This is a genomic window from Nocardioides sp. Bht2, assembly GCF_047308515.1.
Lineage (GTDB): Bacteria > Actinomycetota > Actinomycetes > Propionibacteriales > Nocardioidaceae > Nocardioides.
In genome coordinates, this window is the sequence record NZ_JBLBWI010000001.1 from 844,729 (window position 1) to 864,489 (window position 19,761).

The following is a 19,761-nucleotide window of genomic DNA, read 5'->3' on the forward strand; positions in this document are numbered from 1 at the left end:
CTATGTCCCAGCGCCTGCCAGAACATAGCGAGCCCCATGCCAGAGGTCGTACCCGACGCCATCAACAAGGCCGCCGACAAGGTCGAGGAGGCTGCCGAGGGAATCAGCACCAACGACCCGTCGACGTCATTGACGGGGATCGGCACGGCGCTGCCGAGCAGTTCCTCGGCCAGTGCCGCGGAGGCTCTGGCGACGCAGTGGGAGACGCGTTTCTCCACGCTGCACAAGGACATGACCACGCACGGCACGAACCTGCACGCCGCTGCCGACCACTGGGTCGAGGCGGACGGCAGTGTCGCCGGCGGCTACCCGAGGTTCCCATGAACATCGCCACGCTGAAGTCGTGGACGCCGAGTTCGCTGGACCCGGTGATCGACACGCTGAACAACCGCCGCAAGGGTCTCGCCGACCTGACCGACGAGATGGTCGACGGCACTCCCCCAGCAGGTTGGGTGAGCGACGACGCCGAGGCGGCCCGGGCGGCGCACGTGCGGATGTGCGACCGGTTGGCCGACGCTACGGCCACCGTTGCCGCCGTCCTGGGTGGGGTGAGCGAGGCACAGTCGGATCTGATCCGGGCCAAGCAGTTGCTGGAGCAGCAGCTCGCCACCGCGGATAGCTACGGGTGGACGGTGAACACGTCGACGAACACGATCACCGTTCCGGCGGCGCCGATCTGGGCGCAGGAGCCGGGCAGCGGCGTCGGCATCGCGTTGGCGCAGGGCATGGCGGATGAGTGTGCCCGCGAGATCGGCTATGCGCTGGAGGATGCACAGGCGGCGGACGACGCATTGGCCCGGATCCTGCGAGCCGCGGCGCGCGGCGAGTACGACGTCAACATCGGGGCCGACGGCGGCAAGTTCGCGAGTGTGATGGACCAGTTGGACGATCCGATCACCGATGGCCAGCTGCCGGGCTGGGGCGAGATCGACCCGGTCCGGCGTCAGGCGCAGATCGATGCGTTCACGGAGGCCATGGGCCGACCGCCGGCTTCGGTCTCCGATTGGAAGCTGGCGGCCGCGCTCGATCCGACGTCATACGACGCGAAGAACCAGGACACGGATGCGGTGATCCAGATCGGTCGGATCACCCCACAACCTGGGCAGGGCACGGTACGGATCGGACTCTTCATCCCGATCGAGCAGGTCACCAACTTCCCCCACGACGATTTGGGCGACAACCGTGGTTTCGACCCGCACTTCGACCCCGAGCAGACCCGCGTCACCATGTTCATCGACTACGAGACCGGGACAATCGTCGTCCGCCAGAACCCATCGGTGGATGCGGCCGGCAACGTCGCTGTGGATACCCCGCGGGTGGATGTCCGGCAGACGACGGCCGGGAACCTCGAGGTCCACTACGACGCGATCAACCCGTTCGCGCCTCCTGGGTCGAACCTGATGCACACGGTGAACGGCACCCTGTACGTGAACCCAGGACCGGGCGGACCGCAGGTCGGCGGCAACATCGGCGACTATCCCCAGTTTGGGGCGTACCACGATGCGCCCAACGGGACGACGAACACGGTGGTTCAGGACGAGGCCGACAACATGTCGTCGCTCGGCCCGATGCTGGAGTTGCCCCAGCACCACGACATCGGCGACTCCCAGTACGGCGACGCACCGTTCAGCTCGTGGCGCCACCTGTCCGGTGAGTACTGGGAGCGCCACGGCACCGCGCTCCCGACGCGGTTGGGCGACGACACGGACGTGCCTGCGGTGGAGCCGTACCTGGGCGGGAGTGGACCGGGCGATCCTGGGGACGTCGAGGTGGCGTGACGATGCGCCCGATCAGGGTGGCCCCAGGCACCCTGAAATTGAGGATAGATCGGCGTGGCCTGCCCTTAGCTCCCCCAAGCAGGGTAGGGAATTGCCATGGTGGCTGGAGACTCTGCTCGGGAGCAAGCGCGACGTGCGCGTGAGAAGTCTGCCCGCCTGGCGCGCTACGCAGACAACTGGGAGAAGGGCGCCGACGGTGAATCGCATACCGCCGCAGCGCTCTCTCACCTCGGGGTCGAGTGGACTCACATTCATGACCTGAGGTGGCCTGGCCGAAAACTGGCCAACATCGACCACTTGGCGATAGGTCCCGGTGGCATCTTCGTCATCGACTCCAAGAATTGGTCAGGACGCATCACCGTCAAGGAGAACGTCCTTCGCCAGAACGGATATCAACGCGAGACCGCGGTGTCCGGATGTGCCGACGCCGCGCTTGCCGTTGGACATCTCGCCCCGCGCTACATGGACTGCATGAAGCCGGTGATCTGCTTCGACCGCGATGAGGAGATCTCTGGCTGGGCACGTGAGGTGATGCTCTGCTCGACCGCGAACATCGTCGAGATGCTGATGAGCCGACCCCGCGTCCTCAGCGATGCCGAGATCAACCACGCCGCCACCCTCCTACGTCGATGCATGACGACCAAGGCAAGCCCCAGGCCTTCAGCGCAGCGGGCCTACTCCTCTCGGTCTTCATCGCCCAGGTCTCGCCGCGCCCGCCAGAGTTTCTCTCCTCCCAGGCGGCCTGTTGCGCCACCGGCGCCGCCCGTTTCAAGGAAGAAGCTCTCCCGCTTCTTCGTCGGGCTAGGAATCTGGTTCTGTCTGGTGATGGTCATCGGCGCAACGGCAAACGCGCTCGCCCTCAACCCTGACGTCGGCTCGATTGCTGCCTTGCTGGCCGGAGTTGTGAGTTGGCTCTTGGCACGCCGCATCGTGCGATAGCTGGGTCGCGTTGGTTGCGACGACGGGAGGACCATCCTGGGTGAAGCCACTAACTGCGACACGAGAGTTCGGTTCATCAGGGAGGATCGTGGCGTGCCAGCCCTCATGTCTGCGGCGATCCAGCGTCTTCGCGCAGGTGGAGTACGCGTCGAACGTGGCCTATCGGACTGCGAAGTGTCGCGGCTTCAGGACAAGTTTGGTTTCGGATTCGGCCCCGAGCACCGTGAGTTCCTCCAGTCGGCCGTACCTGTCGGCAAGTCATGGCCGGACTGGCGGCGTGACGCCGACGAGGACCTCCGGAGACGGCTCAACTGGCCGATCAAGGGCGTCCTCTTCGGCGTACACAACAACGGTTTCTGGCCATCCTCCTGGGCCGATCGACCGGATGCGCGAGAGGAACGGGAGCGTGAAGCACGTTCACACCGTGCCCACGTGCCGACCCTTGCCCCGGTCTACTCACACCGGTACCTGGCGTCTGGTCCGCAGTTCTGCCCGAGCCCGGTCTTCTCCGTCTATCAGATCGACGTCATTGTTTACGGTGACAACCTCCTGGACTACTCCGCCCGCGAGTTCCGCCTCTATCCCTTCGATCCGTCGGATCGAACGCACGTCCCGTTCTGGTCCGACCTCGCCAAGGGCGCTGAAGACCGAGACCTGTAGCACGCGCGCTACTCCCATTACTCGACGAAGTGACGCGGCTGGAACATCCGTGTCGAGGCGTGGAGATGAAGATCAAGCGGGACTCGCCGAGCGCCCCTTATGTCGTTCGTTGGGCGGGTGGGACTATGTTCAGGGTCCTAGGAACTGGTCGAAAGGTAAGGCATGTCTGAAGTGCCGTGGCAGAGCGACTTGATGGCGCGGAGCGCCGAAATCTCAGAAATCAGGGCTGAACGATGAGCGCGAACGACGTCATCCTTCTGACGGACATGGTCGACCGGACACGACTCGAGACGGCCAGTCTCAACGACTCCGAGCAAGAGACCTACTTCGTCGCTCGCCATTATTTGAGTGCCTATCGCCCGAGTCACGATGACCTCCTCTCTGGAATCGTCGACGGAACACTCGATGGTGGAATCGACGCGATCTACATCTTCGCGAACGGCTATTGCCTTCGCGACGACACCAACTTGAGTGCACTCGGCCGAAGCCCACAGTTGGACCTGGTGCTCATCCAGGTGAAGAACTCCAAGGGCTTTGGCGAGGCGGCAGTCGACAAACTGATCGTTCATCTCCCAAAACTTTTGGACTTCACCCGTGACGACGCCGCGCTCGCCCAGCAGTTCAACCCTCGCGTGATCGAGATAACCCGGCGATTCCTCGACACTTATAGAGCGATGGACATGCCGGAACTACGCATCTTCTCAGCATTTGCAGCCCTCAAGGCTGATCAAATTCACCCAAACGTCGAGGCTAAAGCGGCCCACCTACGAGAAACCTTGACAGGCTGCTTCGGCACATGCGAGCCGTTAACGCATCTGCTCGATGCCGCCGCTATGGCGAACATGGCCCGAGACAAGCCGCCGGTCACGATGCAGTTGGCCTTGGCTGAAAACCCGATCTCCACGGACATGGCTGGCGGATATGTCGGCCTGGTTCGCCTGAACGACTATCAGAAGTTCATCACGGACGACACCGGCAAGCTTGATGCCGCTCTATTCGAAGCGAATGTCCGCGATTATGAAGGCGAGTCCGGTGTCAACCGGAGCATTCAAGGAACGCTTGAGCACGAGGATAAAGACGTCGACTTTTGGTGGCTAAACAATGGGGTAACCATCGTCGCGGACAAGGTCCAACCCGCTGGAAAACTTCTGCAGTTGGTGTCGCCTCAGATTGTGAACGGTCTGCAAACGTCCCATGAGATCTACAAGCGCGGACGTTCCGAGGGCTTCAAGGAAGAACGTGGCGTTCTCGTAAAGGTGATCCAGGCGGATGACGATCAAATTAAGGACCGGATCATCCGGGCGACAAACAGCCAGACCTCCCTGGGACTTAGCTCGCTCCGCGCCACCGACAGAGTTCAGCGAGAGATCGAAGAGTTCTTTCGAGCGAAAGGCTTGTACTACGAGCGACGCAAGAACTTCTATTGGAACCGCCAGATTCCTTTGCACAAACTAGTTTCCATCGATCAACTCGGCCAGGCAGTGATGGCGACTCTCGTGCAAGTTCCTCACGTGTCGAGGGGAGAGGTGTCTAGAATCTTTCAGGACGAAGTTTATGACGTCGTTTTCGCAAGCAACAACCCGATTGAGATGTACTTTCCGGCAATCCAAGTAGTACGGAAATGTGAGTTGTATCTGCGCAATAACAGACAGACCCAAGGCCAGGTCGATGACTTTGTTTTCCATCTCTCGATGGCTTCGGCAGTTGCATTGACTCGAAAGACGCAGCCGAGCGCGAAGGATATCGCGTCGATCGAACTGATGCCATCCAATCAGCTTCTTCGAGAATTAATTGGCGCCGTTCAAGAAGAATTCGCACGCGTCGCGCGGACAACCAACCAAATATTGTTCGACAAGGTCGCAAAAGACCCGCGGACGACTCAAGCACTGCGCGAGCGAATGACGAAGTACTTGGGACCCTCGCGGCGTAGATAGTCCTGCCGCCGGCGGCGACTTGACCTCGTCGGATCTCAGAGAAATGGGGCGCCACTCTGGGCGGAATGGCCCCTCACCCCTGCTCGCGCAAGTACCTCCCAAAGTGCGGGACGGTAAACGCAATCCGGCCACGCTCGCCCGAGTAGATGAGGCCCTTCTTGAGCAGGGCGTCGCGGGCGGGGGACAACGACTGCGGCTTCTTGCCGAGGAGAGCAGCTACAGAGGCGGTGGGTACCGAGCCGATGTCGTCGGCATCTTCAGCAGCCAAGGCAGCGTCGGCCATCGCCCGCAAATAGTCGCGCTCCCCTGGCGTTGCCCGCTCAAAACGCGAACCGAAGAAGCCGACGGCCAGTTCGGCTTCGCCCTCGGGCGAAGCGACCGCTACGTCGTCGGCGGTGATCGGCGACCGTGGGGCGCGGTCCCAGACCGCCTTTCCGTAGGCCTGGATGAAGTAGGGGTAGCCGCCTGTCGCGACATACAAAGCAGCGAGCGCATCCGGCGAGAACGAGGCGTCTTCCTCCGCAGCCGGGGCAGCGAGGGCCCGGTCGGCGGCGTCGCGCGAGAGTCGGTCGATCCGCTGGTACGAGAACAGTCTTTCCGAGTACGACTTGCTTGCCGACAACACGGCCGGCAGGTGCGGCAGCCCGGCCCCAACAACCACCAGCGGCAGACCCGATTGGCTGATCTCGTGGCAGGCGGCGCACAACGCCGAGACGTCGTCGGGCCCTAGGTCCTGCATCTCGTCGATGAAGATCGCGATGCCCTTGCCCACCTCGGCAGCCAAGCCGCCCAGGTCGGTGAACAACTCCACCAGGTCGATCTCGATGTCGCCGGAATCCGCCCGTCCGCGCGCCGCCGGTACCGAGATGCCCGGGTTCCATGCCTCGCGCAGCTTCGGCGCGGGCCCGGCCTCGCGCTGGGCGAACGCGCGGATCACGCCGAGCACATGGTCGACCTGCTCCTGCGCCGGGTGGCCCAACTCGCGCACCGCCTGATGCACCGCCGACGACAACGGCCGCCGCAGCGCCTGATCGGGCCGCGCCTCCAACTTGCCGGTCCCCCAATGTTTCCGGACCGCCGCCGAACGCAACGCGTTCAACAGCACCGTCTTCCCGACGCCACGCAGCCCGGTCAGCACCAACGACCGCTCCGGGCGCCCACGGGCGATCCGTTCCAGGACGACGTCGAAGGCACCCAACTGTTCGTCACGGCCGGCAAGCTCCGGCGGACGTTGACCAGCACCGGGCGCGTACGGATTACGGATCGGATCCACCGTCCGACCGTATCGACGGATCTAAGCCAGACCCTAGATTTCGCTAGCGACGCGCAGATAGGCCGGTGGTTCGGGGATGGTCTCGACAAGCTCGACCACCAGGACGCAGATAGGCCGGTGGTTCGGAGACGGTCTCGACAAGCTCGACCAACGGGGCCTCTCGACCACCGGGACTCCGAGTGTCACGCGTACCGCCAGAAGCGCCGTCAGGCGATCAACTCAGCCGGCTGCATCGCCGCAGCCATCCCCGCCTGCAACGCCGCGATCAGCGCCGGGACCTCCTCGGCCCGCAGCCGGAAGCTCCCCGTACACAAGCGCTCACGCCACAACGACAGCACCACCACGTCGGCCTCTGAGTGCCACGTCAGCCTCAGCGCACGACCGTTACCGCGGTCGTCGATGAAGACAGACCCCTCGGCAGCAACGGAACTCCCTGACATACCGACATTATGCCTCATCAGTGTGACGGGTATCACGTCCAGGTCCCACGGTAGGGTGAACCCGTGCCCGAGCTACCAGAGGTGCAGGCGCTGAGTGCCGATCTGGCCCGGCGTCTGGACGGCCGTGCGATCGTCGCCATCCAACTCGCCGCCTTCAGTGCACTGAAGACCTACGACCCTCCGGTGCAAGCACTCGAAGGCACCTTCATCGAAGGCGTCACCCGCCACGGCAAGTTCCTCGATATCACCGCCGGCGGCCTGCACCTGGTCATCCACCTCGCCCGGGCCGGCTGGATCCGCTGGCGCGACGAGGTCCCGAAGCTGCCCGCCAAGCCCGGCGGGAAGTCCCCGCTCGCGGCCCGGGTCGTGCTCGACGACGACTCCGGGCTCGACATCACCGAGGCCGGAACCAAGAAGTCCCTGGCGATCTACATCGTCCGCGACCCTGCCGACGTCCCCGGTATCGCCCGACTCGGCCCCGACCCGCTCGCCGACGAGTTCACCAGCGAGGCATTCGCCGAGATCCTCGACGTCGCGGGCCGCTCCCAACTCAAGGGCGTCCTGCGCCACCAGGGCACCATCGCCGGCATCGGCAACGCCTACTCCGACGAGATCCTGCACGCCGCGAAGATGTCGCCGTTCAAACCGGCCAACTCACTCGACGACGACGAGCTCGCCACCCTCTACGCCGCGATCCGCGACACCCTCAGCGAGGCCGTCGCCCGCTCCGACGGCCTCGCGATGAGCGAACTCAAGGGCGAGAAGAAGTCGAACCTCGCCGTTCACGGCCAGACCGGGAAGAAGTGCCCCGTCTGTGGCGACGTCGTCCGCGAGGTCAGCTTCGCCGACTCCAGCCTGCAGTACTGCGCCACCTGCCAGACCGGCGGCAAGCCGCTCGCCGATCGCCGGATGAGCAAGCTGCTGAAGTAGCGCCGAGATCGAGTCAGAAGGCTCTCAGCCTCAGTCTTTCGTCGCCCGCGCCCGGCTCGCCGCCCGCGCCTCACGCACCGAGCGCCGCGTCCACAACGCCTGCTGCACCGCCAAGGTGGCCCAGCCGGCGACCACCATGCCGCTGATGTTGAGCACCAACTGCAGGGCGCTGCCGGTGATCTCGTGCCCCACACCGAAAGCGATCCCGAGCGCCACGTTGCCGGCGGCAGGCACCGTCGTCACCGAGATGAAGACACCCGAGAGGCCGCCCACCTTCGCCGAGGTCAACGACAGCACGCCCGCGGCTGCCGCGATCACCGCGACGATGAACGACCACTTGTCCGGCGAGTAGATGAAGTCCGTGCCGGGGCGCGGACCGGTGACGTCGTCGAGGGCCACCCAACCCAACGCCCGTGCGACCAGAGCAGCCACCGTCGCCAGAGTGATCGCCACCCCGAACCCCACGAGCAAGGTCCGGGCCGCGATCCGAAACAGCGCGCCGCGGCGGCGCACCGCGGCCAGGCCGAGTGCCGCGATCGGCACGAACTCCGGCCCCAACACCATCGCGCCCACCACCAACACCTGCGAGTCGATGACGATCGCGATCGAGGCCAGCAAGGTGGCCAGGGTCATGAAGGCCAGGTAGGTCCAGTTGAGCTCGGACTCCTCGTAGGCGCGCTGCGTGACGTCCGCCCACACGACCGCGTCCGCGCTCGCGCCCGGGGTCCGCCGCTCAGCCTCGTACCCTTCCCGCGATACCCAGGAGGTCACCGGAACGATGTGGATCGTGCCCCGCTCGGGAACGCCGAGCGCATCCAGGCGATCCAAGAAGTCGTTCGCCGCCTCACGGGCCACGTCGACGTCGACGATGTCGCCGGCCGGGTGCAGCGAGGCACCGCGGACCACGGACAACTGACTCACCGCCGGATCGTCGGCGAAGATCTCCAGCACCTGATCGGTCAGCTCCGGCGGCGTCGTGATCCGTACGTGCTGCACAGTCGACCTCCCCGGCTCACCGCCGACCCGATCGGGCCGCCGCGTGCAGAATCGCACAAGCCGATGCACAGCTGGGCGAACCCACGCCGACCGCCGTCACGCGTTCGCGCTCTATGCTGCCTGGACCAACACCACCCGCGCACTGCAGGAGCAGACCGCTCGATGCCCCCACGCCCGACGCCTGTCGCCTCTCCTCGCGCGGCCCTGCTGGCCGCGATGCTCGGCGGCATGCTCGGCGCCGTCGCGCGTTGGCAACTCCAGGAGCGGACGCCGACCAGCGAGTTCGGCTGGACGGTGTTGGCGATCAATGTCGGCGGCTCGGCGCTGATGGGCGTGCTGATGGCCTGGGTCGCCTCCGGGACCGCACCCGCTCTGGCCCGGCCGTTCCTCGGCGTCGGCGTCCTTGGCGGTTTCACCACCTTCTCCGCCTACGCCGTGGACGTCGTGACGCACGTCGACGCCGGCCACCCGGTCCGCGCTCTCTGCTACCTGGTGGCCACCGTCGTGGCCGCAGTGCTCGCCGTCGTCGTGGGCTCGCTCGTCGGCGAACGCTGGTGGCCTCGCGATCAGGATTCGCGACGGTTCGGCGCGTCTGAGCGACGGTTCGACGCGTCTGAGCGACGGTTCGGGAGGCGGGGGTGAGCGTCTTCCTGGTCTGTCTGGGCGCTGCGTTCGGTGCCGGCGCCCGTCAACTGCTGGCCGCGGCTCTGCCGCCGACGACCGCCGGGATCCCGCGCGCCACCATGCTGGTCAACATGGCGGGCTCCTTCATCCTCGGCCTGCTCGTCGCCTCGAACGCCCCGACCGACCTGATCCTGGCGCTCGGCGTCGGATTCTGTGGCGCGCTGACCACCTGGAGCACGCTGAGCTACGACGTCCTCGACGTCACCCGCCGACGCGGCGCCGCCGTCGCGTCCGCGTTGCTCATCGTCAGCGTGACCTCGGGCCTGCTCTGCGCGGCCGTGGGTTACGGGATCGGCACAGTTCTCTAGCTGATCGGTACCGCCCTTTAGGCTGGCTCCATGCAGGTTCCCACCGTGGCCATCGACGGCGTCCCCAACCCTCTGCCCGAAGGACTCGTCATCCTCGACGTGCGTGAGCAGATCGAGTGGGATGCCGGGCACATCGACGGCGCCCTGCACATCCCGCTCTCCGAGCTGATGAACCGCGTCGACGAGGTTCCCTTCGACCAGACCCTGGTGGTCTGCAAGGTCGGCGGCCGCTCGGTACAGGCCACCGCCTGGCTCGCCGGCCAGGGCCGCGACGTGGTCAACCTCGACGGCGGCATGCTCGACTGGGAGGCCGCCGGCCGGCCCATGGTGAGCTCGACCGGTCAGCCGCCTCAGGTCTTCTGAGTCACCCGCGCCTCACTCGGTGGGGCTGGGCTGGTCTCCCCCGTCATCTGCGGTGACGCACAACGCGGAGTAGTCCTTGATGAAGGCGGCGACCAGCTTCTGGTCGGCCGCCGGCAGCTCCGGGCTCTCGGACCGCTTCTCCCAATCGACGCCGTCGAGGGCCTTGGTGAAGAGTTCGAACCCCTTGAGTGCGTCACCCTTCACGCTCTCCGGCACACCGGTGTCGACGAAGTCGGACAGCGCGTCGCGGAACGGCTTCTCCTCGTCGCCCTGGGCGGCGGTGGTCAGCTTCGTCATGGCGGCACAGAAGTCGTCCTTGGACGCTACTTCCGCCTTGCCACCGCCATCGCTGTCCTTGTCGTCGGAGCAGCCGGCGGTCACCGCCATCGCCAGCAGCACGCTGGCTCCTACATACGCGAGTCGCTTCATGGGAAAACCCTCCCATGCTCAGCGCTCGCGCGTGGTCACTCCGGCTCGCCGAACTCTTCCGAATCGGTGGCGTCCATGCAGAGCTTGAAGTAGGCGTCACCGAAGGTGGCCAACGCCTTCTGCTCGTCCGCGGTGCTGTCCTCGGGCAACGTGACGTCGGCCGGGTCCATCGCGCCGACCAGATCGATGAAGACCTGGTAGCCCTCACCTGCGGAGTCGGCGATCACAGCCGGTGCCCCGAGCTCGACGAGCGCGGTACGCGCCTGTTCGAAACCCTTCGCGTCGTCCTGGCCGAGCACGCCGTAGAAGTCGTTCATCGCGCCGCAGAACTCGGACTCGTCTGCGGTGCGGGTAGCACCGTCGTCGCCGGTCGCGTCGTCGCCGCTGGCGTCGGCGTCCGCAGCGATGTCGGTGCTCTCGGTGTTGCTCGCACCCTTGTCGCGCGCCTCAGAGTCGCCGTCGTCGTCCGAACATCCGGTGAACGCGGCGCCCATCAGCACCACCAGTGCACCCCAACCAGCCAGTCGCTTCATATCCCCAGCATGCCAGAGATGCCTGCACCCACAACGCCGAACGGGCGCCCTGGCCATGCCAGGGCGCCCGTCAGTCGCAGTTGGTAGAACTGCGCTCAGATCACTCCGAGGGAATCTCGGTGGGGAGATCCTCAAGCTGCGACTGCAGGTCGCTGGGGAGGTCCTCCAGCTCGCTCGGCAGGTCGCTCGGCAGCTCGCTCGGCGCGTCGCTGTCGGTACCGGTCGGCGCGTTGGTGTCGGCGCACAGCTCCATGTACTTGGTGACGAACGCCTCGCCCTGCTTCTGCTCGTCCTTGCTGAAGTCGTCGTCGTTGCGCTCGTCCCACTTCACGTCGGCGAGCAGCTCGAAGCCCTTGCGGGCGTCACCCTTGATCTCCTTGGGCGTACCGACGTCGTTCAGCTTGTCCTTGGCGTCGTTGAAGTCGTCCTCGTTCTCCGAGGAGAGGAACTTCTCGGTGGCCTTGCAGAAGTCGCCCTTGTCGGCGTCCTCGGGTGCGCTGCCACATGCGGTCGCCATGCCGCCCACCAGTACGAGGCTGGCTCCAACCAGTGCAAGTCGCTTCACGTTCATTCCCCTTGTTCGATAGGTGACTTAGGGTGCCGTTGCACCCTGCCTGTGTCGCCTTGCGCGGCCACCACATCGCCGTAACGATCTGGCGTCCAGCACGTGACGCCTTCAGGCATCGCGGACACTTCTTCCCACGATCTCCGCGTTGAAACATGCCGATTTTCCGTTTCCTGAGCGCGAACCGCAGAAAATTCGGCCAACCGGGGCCGTGACGGTGGTCACCAGAACGCGGGCGGGGTCTCCTGCAGCTCCTCAAGCCGGCGCAGATACTCCGCCCGCTCCAGCTCGACGACACCCAACGTGGCGAGGTGCTCGGTCTGCCACTGGACGTCGATCAACCGATTCCCGCCCTGCGCCTGCAGATGCTCGACCAAGCCGATCAGCGCCGCCTTGGAGGCGTCCCGCTCCCGGTGGAACATCGACTCGCCGGCGAAGAGACCACCGACCGCCACCCCGTAGAGACCGCCGACCAGCTCGCCGTCGGCCCACGCCTCGACCGAGTGCGCCCAGCCCAGCCGGTGCAGCTCCTCGTACGCGCGCCGGATCGCCGTCGAGATCCAGGCGCCGTCGCGGGCAGGGTCGGCGCACCCCTCCATCACCGCAGCGAACGCGGTGTCGATCCGGATCTCGAAGCGCCTGGCCGTCTTCCGCAACGAGCGCGAGACCTTCAACCCGTCCAGCTCCAGGACACCGCGGAACTCCGGGCACCACCAGCCGAACTCCCCATCCACCTCGTCGACGTCGCCCAACGGCATCGGGAAGTACCCGGCCCGATAGGCGGAGAGCAGGGTCCCCGGTTCGAGGTCCGCACCGATCGCGACCAGGTCCTCGGTCCCCGGCAAGACGGGAGGGAATACCCAGGGGGTCGACGGAGGCTCTACCTGCACAACGCAAGCCTAGTTGTGACCTACGCCCCTAGGATGGATCGCATGGGTATCGGCAGCAAGCTCACCTCCACCCTCACCCCGAAGTTGGCCGGTGTGGCGCTCAACGGTGCCGCCCCGGGGCTGACCAGCAACTTCGTCCGCGAAGCCCTGGACCGGGCGGTGCGCGGCGTTCCGCCCGCACTCCCGCCGGCCGCTTTCACCGCCTGGAAGGTGAAGCGTGAGGCCGACGGCGACGTGAAACGCGCGATCCACGACGTGATCGAACGGCACGTCCGCTACGCCGGCGCGCAGGGTTTCGTCACCAACCTCGGTGGCATCGTCACCGCAGCGGTCACGATCCCCACCAACGTCTCCGGTCTGGCGTTGATCCAGTCCCGGATGATCGCCTGTATCGCCGACCTCCGCGGCCACGACATGCACGACCCCCGGGTCCGCGCCGCGATCCTGGCCGCCCTGCTCGGCGAGGATCAGGTTCGCACCCTGGTGAAGAGCAAGAAGCTCCCCGGTACCCCGATCCAGCTCGCCACCGGCGGCGCCCTCGATCCCCAACTGGAGAAGGAGATCGCGGGTCGGGTCGCCAACGAGCTGCTCACCCGGGTGACCGGCAAGAAGGTCGTCGGGACGGTCGCCCGCAAGGTACCGATCGCCGGTGGCATGGTCGGTCTCTGCGCCGACGGTTACGCCACCTGGAAGCTCGGCCGTTACGCCGACTCGGAGTTCCGCCCGCGCGCCAAGCGGTAGAGCTTCATCGCACGCCGTCCGGTACCGGAGTCCTCCAGCTTGCGGACCGCCTTCTCCCGCATCCGGTAGGTGGGCCGCAGGTAGGCCCGCTCCAACGCCTGCTCGGTGTCGGCGAGCCGCTGCTGCAACTGCTCCTCGTGCTCGCGCATCCGGACGTTCTCCTGCAGCAACGCCTTGATCGCCTCGACCGCAGCCTTGTTGACCTGACGCTCCCGCGGCCGGTCGGGGTTGCTGAACTTCGGCGGTTCACCGGTCGGCAACAGGTCGTCGAGATCGCCGATCACGTGATAGCCACGCTTCTTGATCTCGTCGACCCAGCTCTGCGAGAGGTCGCGTGCCCACTCCCAGACCGGCTCGGGCAGCGCGAGGCGCGGCGAACCGGTCCGGTGCGACAACGTCTGGTGCGCCAGGAGTTCACGGACCAGCGGCCGGTAGTGGGCCGGCTCGACCTCGGCGTTGACCGCCTTGTTGATCCGCCGGATCAGCGCCGTCTCCGGCACCCCGAGTGAGGCGTTGACCCGCTCGACATGCAGGTCCAGGTCGATCCCGGTCAGGCCGAAGGCGGTCGCGAACCGCTCCCACAACAACGTCTTCGGCGCGCCGGACGGCGGCACGGTGACCAGGTGCACCTGCTCCGGCGAGAGGGTGGAGGCCCAGCGGTCCAGGATGTCGGGGACCTCCTGGACGCCCCAGAACCAGGTCGCGATGTTGCCGCTGCGCTCCGGGTCTTGAAGCTGGTCGAGGAACGCCTGGTAGCTCAACGTGCGGCGGTGCTTGATGTTCTCCTGCCATTCGGCCGGGATCTGGCGGACCAGGTCACGCACCGAGAGCACCACATGGACCTCGGTCTCCGGGTGACCGAGCGACTCCAGCGCACGCTTCACCTGGCTGCGCGAGGCGGTCGCCAGGATCTCGTGGCTGATCACCGTGGTGCCGGGCCAACGCCGCGCCTCCGCTGCGAGCGCGTCCCATGCGCCGACGGCCTCCTTCTCGAGACCGCCCCACGGAAGCCGCATCAGGTCGAGCGCGGCCAGGAAGTGGCCGTCGAAACGCTCCGCCGGGTACGCCAGGCCCTCGGCCCGCAACTTGATCCGGTTGTTGAACAAGACGTCCTGCACATAGGACGTACCGGTCTTGGGCGTACCGACGTGCAGGATCACTCGCCTGCGACTCACCGCTGATCCCATCCTTCCCGCAGGAGCGTGACAACTGACTGGAGTACCAACTGCGGACGTGGCGCTGCGTTACTCGCCGAGAACGCCGTCAGAATCCCCAAGTCTCCATGAACAGGGTAGCCAGCGGCGACGATCCGGTCCGCCATCAGCCCGGCGTTCCGTTCCAGCCAAGGCCGTTGGATCGCCCGGACCCCGAGGGCCTCGCCGGGCTGGGCCAACGCCCACGGGTTCAGCAGCCCCTCGCGGAGCCGGTGCATCTGGTCGGCCGGCACCAGCACCCGCAGGGCCGTCACCACGTGCCGGACCGCCTCGACCGCCTCCGGAGCCGGCGACGACGTCGGTTCCTCCACGCTGATCACCACGTGTTCGCGGCCGAACTGGCGACTCCACCGCCGCGCCAACGTCGGCAGGTCGATCCCGACCGGAAGCCGATTCGTCTCGGCGAACCTGCGCACCCAGCGCCCCCACGCAGGAACTGCCCCGGTCAACGACCGCATCGCCCAGACGTCGTAGAGCATCGTCTCCAGCGAGGTGCCGACGACGGTCAACCGACCGCCCTCGCTGCGTGGTTCGCGCAGTCCGCCGACCGCCCGGTGGACCAGTAGCGGGTCCCCCTCGACATGGTGCCGGGCACGGCGGCGACGCCGGGTGGAAACCGGCGCCGGATCACGCTGCGCCAGCTCCTCGGCGAGCACCCCGGTGCCCAGCCGGATCAGCTCCTTGAGCGGAACCTGCGCAGGGTCGACCGGGCGAGGCCCGAACGCGGAACCGTTGTCCGCGCCGATCAGCTCCAGGTCGGGTAGTCCACGCCCAGGTGCGCTCGCCGCCAACACCCGTTCGACGACGTCCGGCTGGGGGTCTCCGGCCAGGTTCACCCGGCGGGCCAACTCCAACTGGATCGCGCCCGGCAGCCACGGGCCCTGTGACGCTGCATCACCGGTGAACTCGTGCCACGGCGTCGTCCCACCCGCTCGGAGATGCGCCACCCACGCCCAGCCGCGGCGCAGACCTGCGGAGTCGGCGTTCATCGGTCGTTCCTGATCCGGTCGAGCCCGGCCCGGACGCGCGGCAACACGCCCTGCTCCGGCACCGGGCGACGGGCGGCCTCCAGGGTGACCGCTTCCAGGGCCGCGATCGCGGCCCGCGCCAGGCGACGGCGGCGCGGCCGGTCGGGGTCGTTCCAGACGGCGTCCGGGTCCGGCGGTGTCGGCCGCAACTCCTCGACGTCGCCGACGACGTCGATGCCCGAGGCACCCAGCCAGTCGATCCACCGCTGCGCCTGGGCCGAAGCCCAGGGGTGCCGGTCCGGCGGGAGCTCGATCCGACGCTTGCCGCCCGCGAACCCACCCTGCTGAACCAGCTGCAGGAGCAGCAGGTCGACATCCTTGGAGCGCTGCTGGACCTGTTCCCCGGCGACCAGTCGGCGGTTGAGCCGGCGCAGCACCTGGGTCTCCTCGATGCCCATCGACTCGTTGACCCGTTCCGCGTCGTCGGGAGCCCAGGCCGGGTCGATGTCGAGCACCGAACAGAACCGGTGCCACAGCTCCTCGCGGGGTGCCTGCGGGCCGGGGACCGTGATCACGTGCACGTTCTCCTTCGGCAACTCCGCGGCCCAGTTGCCCAGCACCGTGGGGAGGTCGAAGGCGCGCATGAACCAGGCTCCGCCGTTCTCCACCCGGCGAAGGTAGCGCTCGAAGCGCCAGGTGCTGCCCTGCTTGATGCTCTCCTGCCACCCGGCCGGAACCTGCCGGGCGAGGTCGCGAGCGGTGTAGATCAGGTGGACGTCGTGGCCGGCCAGGTCGGACATCACCTTGCGGATCCGATCCGGCTTCGCCGGCGCCAGGATCTCGTGACTGATCACCACCGTGCCGCTACGGCGCCTCACCTGCTTGAGCATCGACTGCCAGGCGCCGTCGGCATGGCCGGGGGGACCGCCCCAATCCGCACCCAGGAGGTCGAGCGCGGCCCGGAAGTGGAAGAGCGAGGTGTCACCGAAGACGCTGGGGCTCGGATAGTGCACGCCGTGCTTGGCGAGCCGTCGCGCGTTGCGGGCGAGTCGGTCCTGCAGATAGGTGGTCCCGGTTTTGGGCGCCCCGATGTGCAAGAAGACGCGTGCCCGGCTCATGGGTGAGATTCTGCCCCAAGTGCCGTGACCACCCGAGATGGACTCGGCCTTCCCAGCTGAGCGGCCATCCAGACGCTGGTCTCCACCAACCCGGCCAGGTCGACGCCGGTACGGACCCCGAGGCCCTCACAGAGGTAGACCAGATCCTCGGTCGCCAAGTTGCCGGTCGCACTCTTCGCGTAGGGACAGCCGCCGAGCCCGCCGGCGCTCGCGTCCAGCGTGGTGACGCCTTCCTGCATCGCGGCATAGGCGTTGGCGAGCGCCTGACCGTAGGTGTCGTGGAAGTGGACGGCGATCTTGTCGATGCCGACCCCGGCGTCGGCGAAGGCGCGGAGCAGCGCCTTCACATGGCCGGGCGTCCCGGTGCCGATGGTGTCGCCGAGGCTGAGCTGGTCGGCGCCAAGGTCGAGCAACCGGCGTCCGGCGGTGACCACCTGCTCGATCGGGACCGCACCCTCCCACGGGTCGCCGAAACACATCGAGAGGTAGCCGCGGACGTAGAGTCCCTGCTCCTTGGCCCGCACCATCGTCGGCTCGAACATCGCCCACTGCGACTCGAAGGTGCGGTTGAGGTTCTTGTTCGCGAAGGTCTCGGTGGCGCTGCCGAAGACCGCGATCTGCTCGACGCCGAGACTCAACGCCCGGTCCAGGCCACGCTCGTTGGGCACCAGCACCGGCAGGTTCGGCAGCACCCGCTGTTCACCGGCGAGGCGTTCCAGGAGCTCCTCGGCGTCCGCCAACTGCGGCACCCACGACGGGTGCACGAAGCTGGTCGCCTCGATCACCTTGTGCCCGACCCCAGCGAGCCGATGGATGAACTCGGCCTTCACCTCGACCGGGACGATCGTCTTCTCGTTCTGTAGCCCGTCGCGCGGCCCGACCTCCCAGATCGTCACCTCCGCCGGCAGCCCCGAGGGCGCAGAGATAGCCGCCGAGGACGCAGTAATGGCGCGCGAGATCTCACTCATCACGGCGCCTCGGTCTGCTCAGGCTCCACGACGACCAACGGCGCACCGAGCGCCACCTGATCCCCGACGGCGGCATGGACACTCGCCACGACGCCGTCGAAAGGTGCTTTGAGAGTCAGCTCCATCTTCATCGCCTCCATGATCACCAGGGCTTCTCCAGCCTGCACCCGGTGACCCACCTCCGTCGAGACCGCGAGCACGGTCCCCGGCATCGGCGCGGTCAGCTCCCCCTCCGCCAACTCGTGGCCGGCGGGCGCGAACGGGTCGGGGCGGGTGAAGACGAACCGCTGCCCGCGGTGGACGACCTCGACCGCATGACCCGAGTTGAGCCCGCCGTCCACGAAGACGACCTCGCGCTCGCCGTCCACGGAGACCTCGAGCCGCTCGGCCGCGCCGACGCCCAACCGGACCCGGTCCAGCGTGCGGATCTTCCACTCGCCGATCTGCGACACCGTCCCGTCCCGGACGACGCTGATCGGCTCGTCGAGCTCGACCAGCACCGGTACCTGGTCACCCGAGGCACGCCAGGCGTCGCTGGCGAACGGGCCGGCGCCCTGGCCCAGGACCGCGTCGGCGACGGCGTGCGCGGCGAGTGCCCGGGCCAGCTCCGGCGCAGGTGCCGGCACTTCGTTGTGGTCGAGCCAGGCGGTGTCGATGGTCGCGTCGGCGAACTCGTCGCTGGCCACCAGCTGCCGCAGGAAACCGGCGTTGGTGGTCAGCCCGAAGATGGCGGTCTCGTCCAGGGCCGCGAGCAGGTTGCGCCGCGCGGTCTCCCGGTCGCGGCCGTGCGCGATCACCTTGCCTAGCATCGGATCGTAGGCGGTGGAGACCACCTGCCCGCTCAGCAGCGCATGGTCGACCCGGACCACATCGGCGGCGTCCTCACGAACCAGGCGGCTGGTCTCGGCGTCGGGCCAGTGCACGACCCGCGCGGTGCCGGCCTGTGGCAGAAAACCGTGGTGGGAGTCCTCGGCGTAGACCCGGGCCTCGATCGCGTGCGCCTGCGCCTCGGCGTCCTCCTGGTCGAACTCCAGACCCTGCCCTGCGGCGGCCCGCAGCTGCATCTCGACCAGGTCGTAGTCGCCGAGCGCGAGCTCGGTGACCGGGTGCTCGACCTGGAGCCGGGTGTTCATCTCCAGGAAGTACGGCTCGCCGGTGGCGTTGTCGACCAGGAACTCCACCGTGCCGGCACCGGTGTAGTCGACGGCGCGGGCCAGGGCCACGGCCGCCTCGGTGATCTTCGTGCGCAGCTTGGGCGTCACCGTCGGGCCGGGCGCCTCCTCCAGCACCTTCTGGTGACGCCGCTGGGTCGAGCAGTCGCGCTCGAGCAGATGGAGGACGTTGCCGCGGGTGTCGGCCATCACCTGCACCTCGATGTGCCGGCCCGACTCGATGTACTTCTCGATCAGCAGGGTGTCGTCGCCGAAGGCCGACTGCGCCTCGCGGGCTGCAGCCGCCAGTGCGTCGGCGTACTCGTCGGCGCTGCGGACCACCCGCATCCCCTTGCCGCCGCCGCCGGCCGCCGCCTTGACCAGGACGGGGAAGGCGAGCTCCGCCACTGGGGTGGCGAGGTCGTAGGCGGGAATCACCGGGACCCCGGCCGCGACCGCGATCTCCCGGGCAGCGTCCTTGCGCCCCATCTGCTCCATCACCACGGCGGTCGGTCCGACCAGCCGGATGCCGGCCGCCTCGACCGCGCGAGCGAACGCCGCCCGCTCGGAGAGGAAGCCGTAACCGGGGTGGATCGCCTCAGCGTCGGCATGGACGGCCGCCGCCACCACCGCGTGGATGTCGAGGTAGGAGTCGACCCGGACCGCCTCGTCAGCGGCCATCACGTGCGGGGCGTCGGCGTCCAGGTCGGTGTAGAGGGCGATGGTGCGGATGCCGAACTCGGCGGCGGTCCGGAAGACCCGGAGCGCGATCTCGCCACGGTTGGCGACCAGCACACTGCGCAGCGCGGGCGCGTCGTAGTCGTCGTCGAAGAAATCCATCGCGTCGCCAGCCTCTGCGAACTCGTTGTTCATTGCTGC

At 67.2% G+C, this 19,761-nt stretch carries 22 protein-coding genes; 10 read left to right on the top strand and 12 right to left on the bottom strand.

What is annotated here, in order from left to right:
• Positions 1-36 precede the first annotated feature (36 nt).
• From ACLM5J_RS04040 to ACLM5J_RS04060, 5 genes are all read left to right on the top strand, one after another.
• Entirely contained in the window at positions 37-324 is a 288-nt protein-coding gene (locus ACLM5J_RS04040) for a hypothetical protein (protein WP_413654766.1), read from the top strand.
• Positions 321-1,778 (top strand): hypothetical protein, encoded by a 1,458-nt coding sequence (locus ACLM5J_RS04045; RefSeq protein WP_413654767.1) that lies wholly within the window; start codon positions 321-323, stop codon positions 1,776-1,778. Before ACLM5J_RS04040 ends, ACLM5J_RS04045 begins: the two co-directional genes overlap by 4 nt.
• Before the next feature lie 96 nt (positions 1,779-1,874).
• Positions 1,875-2,717: a nuclease-related domain-containing protein gene (locus ACLM5J_RS04050; RefSeq protein WP_413654768.1), complete on the top strand. Its 843-nt coding sequence runs from the start codon at positions 1,875-1,877 to the stop codon at positions 2,715-2,717.
• Between the two features lie 174 nt (positions 2,718-2,891).
• Complete coding sequence (locus ACLM5J_RS04055) at positions 2,892-3,377, top strand: hypothetical protein (protein WP_413654769.1); 486 nt, start codon at positions 2,892-2,894, stop codon at positions 3,375-3,377.
• Positions 3,378-3,610: 233 nt separating this feature from the next.
• Positions 3,611-5,311, top strand: coding sequence for an AIPR family protein (locus ACLM5J_RS04060; protein WP_413654770.1), 1,701 nt, complete (start codon positions 3,611-3,613; stop codon positions 5,309-5,311).
• Between the two features lie 73 nt (positions 5,312-5,384).
• On the opposite strand, the gene ACLM5J_RS04065 is transcribed toward ACLM5J_RS04060, so the two are convergent.
• Positions 5,385-6,584, bottom strand: coding sequence for an ATP-binding protein (locus tag ACLM5J_RS04065; protein WP_413654771.1), 1,200 nt, complete (start codon positions 6,582-6,584; stop codon positions 5,385-5,387).
• Between the two features lie 206 nt (positions 6,585-6,790).
• Positions 6,791-7,024 (bottom strand): hypothetical protein, encoded by a 234-nt coding sequence (locus tag ACLM5J_RS04070; RefSeq protein ID WP_413654772.1) that lies wholly within the window; start codon positions 7,022-7,024, stop codon positions 6,791-6,793.
• 63 nt (positions 7,025-7,087) lie between these two features.
• Between ACLM5J_RS04070 and ACLM5J_RS04075 the strand changes: the two genes are divergently transcribed.
• Positions 7,088-7,954 carry an Fpg/Nei family DNA glycosylase gene (locus ACLM5J_RS04075; RefSeq protein WP_413654773.1) on the top strand — a complete coding sequence of 289 codons (867 nt, stop codon included), beginning with the start codon at positions 7,088-7,090 and terminating at the stop codon, positions 7,952-7,954.
• A 30-nt stretch (positions 7,955-7,984) separates the two neighbouring features.
• Here the strand turns inward: ACLM5J_RS04075 and ACLM5J_RS04080 are convergent, their stop codons facing one another.
• Positions 7,985-8,950: a DUF389 domain-containing protein gene (locus ACLM5J_RS04080; RefSeq protein ID WP_413654774.1), complete on the bottom strand. Its 966-nt coding sequence runs from the start codon at positions 8,948-8,950 to the stop codon at positions 7,985-7,987.
• A gap of 162 nt (positions 8,951-9,112) precedes the next feature.
• Between ACLM5J_RS04080 and ACLM5J_RS04085 the strand changes: the two genes are divergently transcribed.
• The 3 genes from ACLM5J_RS04085 to ACLM5J_RS04095 are packed head-to-tail and all read left to right on the top strand — an operon-like array spanning position 9,113 to position 10,305.
• A complete protein-coding gene (locus tag ACLM5J_RS04085) occupies positions 9,113-9,592 on the top strand; it encodes a fluoride efflux transporter FluC (RefSeq protein ID WP_413654775.1) in 480 nt (159 codons plus the stop codon).
• Positions 9,589-9,942 carry a fluoride efflux transporter FluC gene (locus tag ACLM5J_RS04090; protein ID WP_413654776.1) on the top strand — a complete coding sequence of 118 codons (354 nt, stop codon included), beginning with the start codon at positions 9,589-9,591 and terminating at the stop codon, positions 9,940-9,942. Before ACLM5J_RS04085 ends, ACLM5J_RS04090 begins: the two co-directional genes overlap by 4 nt.
• A gap of 30 nt (positions 9,943-9,972) precedes the next feature.
• Entirely contained in the window at positions 9,973-10,305 is a 333-nt protein-coding gene (locus ACLM5J_RS04095) for a rhodanese-like domain-containing protein (RefSeq protein ID WP_413654777.1), read from the top strand.
• A 12-nt stretch (positions 10,306-10,317) separates the two neighbouring features.
• Here ACLM5J_RS04095 and ACLM5J_RS04100 read toward each other — a convergent pair whose 3' ends face one another.
• The 4 genes from ACLM5J_RS04100 to aat all read right to left on the bottom strand — a co-directional run bounded on the left by ACLM5J_RS04100 (position 10,318) and on the right by aat (position 12,677).
• Positions 10,318-10,734, bottom strand: coding sequence for a hypothetical protein (locus tag ACLM5J_RS04100; RefSeq protein ID WP_413654778.1), 417 nt, complete (start codon positions 10,732-10,734; stop codon positions 10,318-10,320).
• Positions 10,735-10,769: 35 nt separating this feature from the next.
• Positions 10,770-11,267 carry a hypothetical protein gene (locus ACLM5J_RS04105; RefSeq protein ID WP_413654779.1) on the bottom strand — a complete coding sequence of 166 codons (498 nt, stop codon included), beginning with the start codon at positions 11,265-11,267 and terminating at the stop codon, positions 10,770-10,772.
• Positions 11,268-11,367: 100 nt separating this feature from the next.
• Positions 11,368-11,832: a hypothetical protein gene (locus ACLM5J_RS04110; RefSeq protein ID WP_413654780.1), complete on the bottom strand. Its 465-nt coding sequence runs from the start codon at positions 11,830-11,832 to the stop codon at positions 11,368-11,370.
• A gap of 221 nt (positions 11,833-12,053) precedes the next feature.
• Positions 12,054-12,677: a leucyl/phenylalanyl-tRNA--protein transferase gene (aat, locus tag ACLM5J_RS04115; protein WP_413654781.1), complete on the bottom strand. Its 624-nt coding sequence runs from the start codon at positions 12,675-12,677 to the stop codon at positions 12,054-12,056.
• Between the two features lie 87 nt (positions 12,678-12,764).
• On the opposite strand from aat, the gene ACLM5J_RS04120 reads away from it, so the two are divergent.
• Positions 12,765-13,463 carry an EcsC family protein gene (locus ACLM5J_RS04120; protein WP_413654782.1) on the top strand — a complete coding sequence of 233 codons (699 nt, stop codon included), beginning with the start codon at positions 12,765-12,767 and terminating at the stop codon, positions 13,461-13,463.
• Here ACLM5J_RS04120 and ACLM5J_RS04125 read toward each other — a convergent pair.
• The 5 genes from ACLM5J_RS04125 to ACLM5J_RS04145 are packed head-to-tail and all read right to left on the bottom strand — an operon-like array spanning position 13,424 to position 19,755.
• A complete protein-coding gene (locus ACLM5J_RS04125) occupies positions 13,424-14,638 on the bottom strand; it encodes a hypothetical protein (RefSeq protein ID WP_413654783.1) in 1,215 nt (404 codons plus the stop codon). The genes ACLM5J_RS04120 and ACLM5J_RS04125 overlap by 40 nt on opposite strands.
• Positions 14,635-15,666 (bottom strand): hypothetical protein, encoded by a 1,032-nt coding sequence (locus tag ACLM5J_RS04130; protein WP_413654784.1) that lies wholly within the window; start codon positions 15,664-15,666, stop codon positions 14,635-14,637. Before ACLM5J_RS04130 ends, ACLM5J_RS04125 begins: the two co-directional genes overlap by 4 nt.
• Entirely contained in the window at positions 15,663-16,763 is a 1,101-nt protein-coding gene (locus tag ACLM5J_RS04135; protein WP_413654785.1) for a hypothetical protein, read from the bottom strand. The genes ACLM5J_RS04130 and ACLM5J_RS04135 overlap by 4 nt, the downstream gene beginning before the upstream one ends.
• The gene (locus ACLM5J_RS04140; RefSeq protein WP_413654786.1) at positions 16,760-17,731 is read right to left on the bottom strand and encodes a hydroxymethylglutaryl-CoA lyase; all 972 of its coding nucleotides are present in this window, start codon (positions 17,729-17,731) and stop codon (positions 16,760-16,762) included. Before ACLM5J_RS04140 ends, ACLM5J_RS04135 begins: the two co-directional genes overlap by 4 nt.
• Positions 17,731-19,755 (bottom strand): biotin carboxylase N-terminal domain-containing protein, encoded by a 2,025-nt coding sequence (locus ACLM5J_RS04145; protein ID WP_413654787.1) that lies wholly within the window; start codon positions 19,753-19,755, stop codon positions 17,731-17,733. Before ACLM5J_RS04145 ends, ACLM5J_RS04140 begins: the two co-directional genes overlap by 1 nt.
• Between the last annotated feature and the right edge of the window lie 6 nt (positions 19,756-19,761).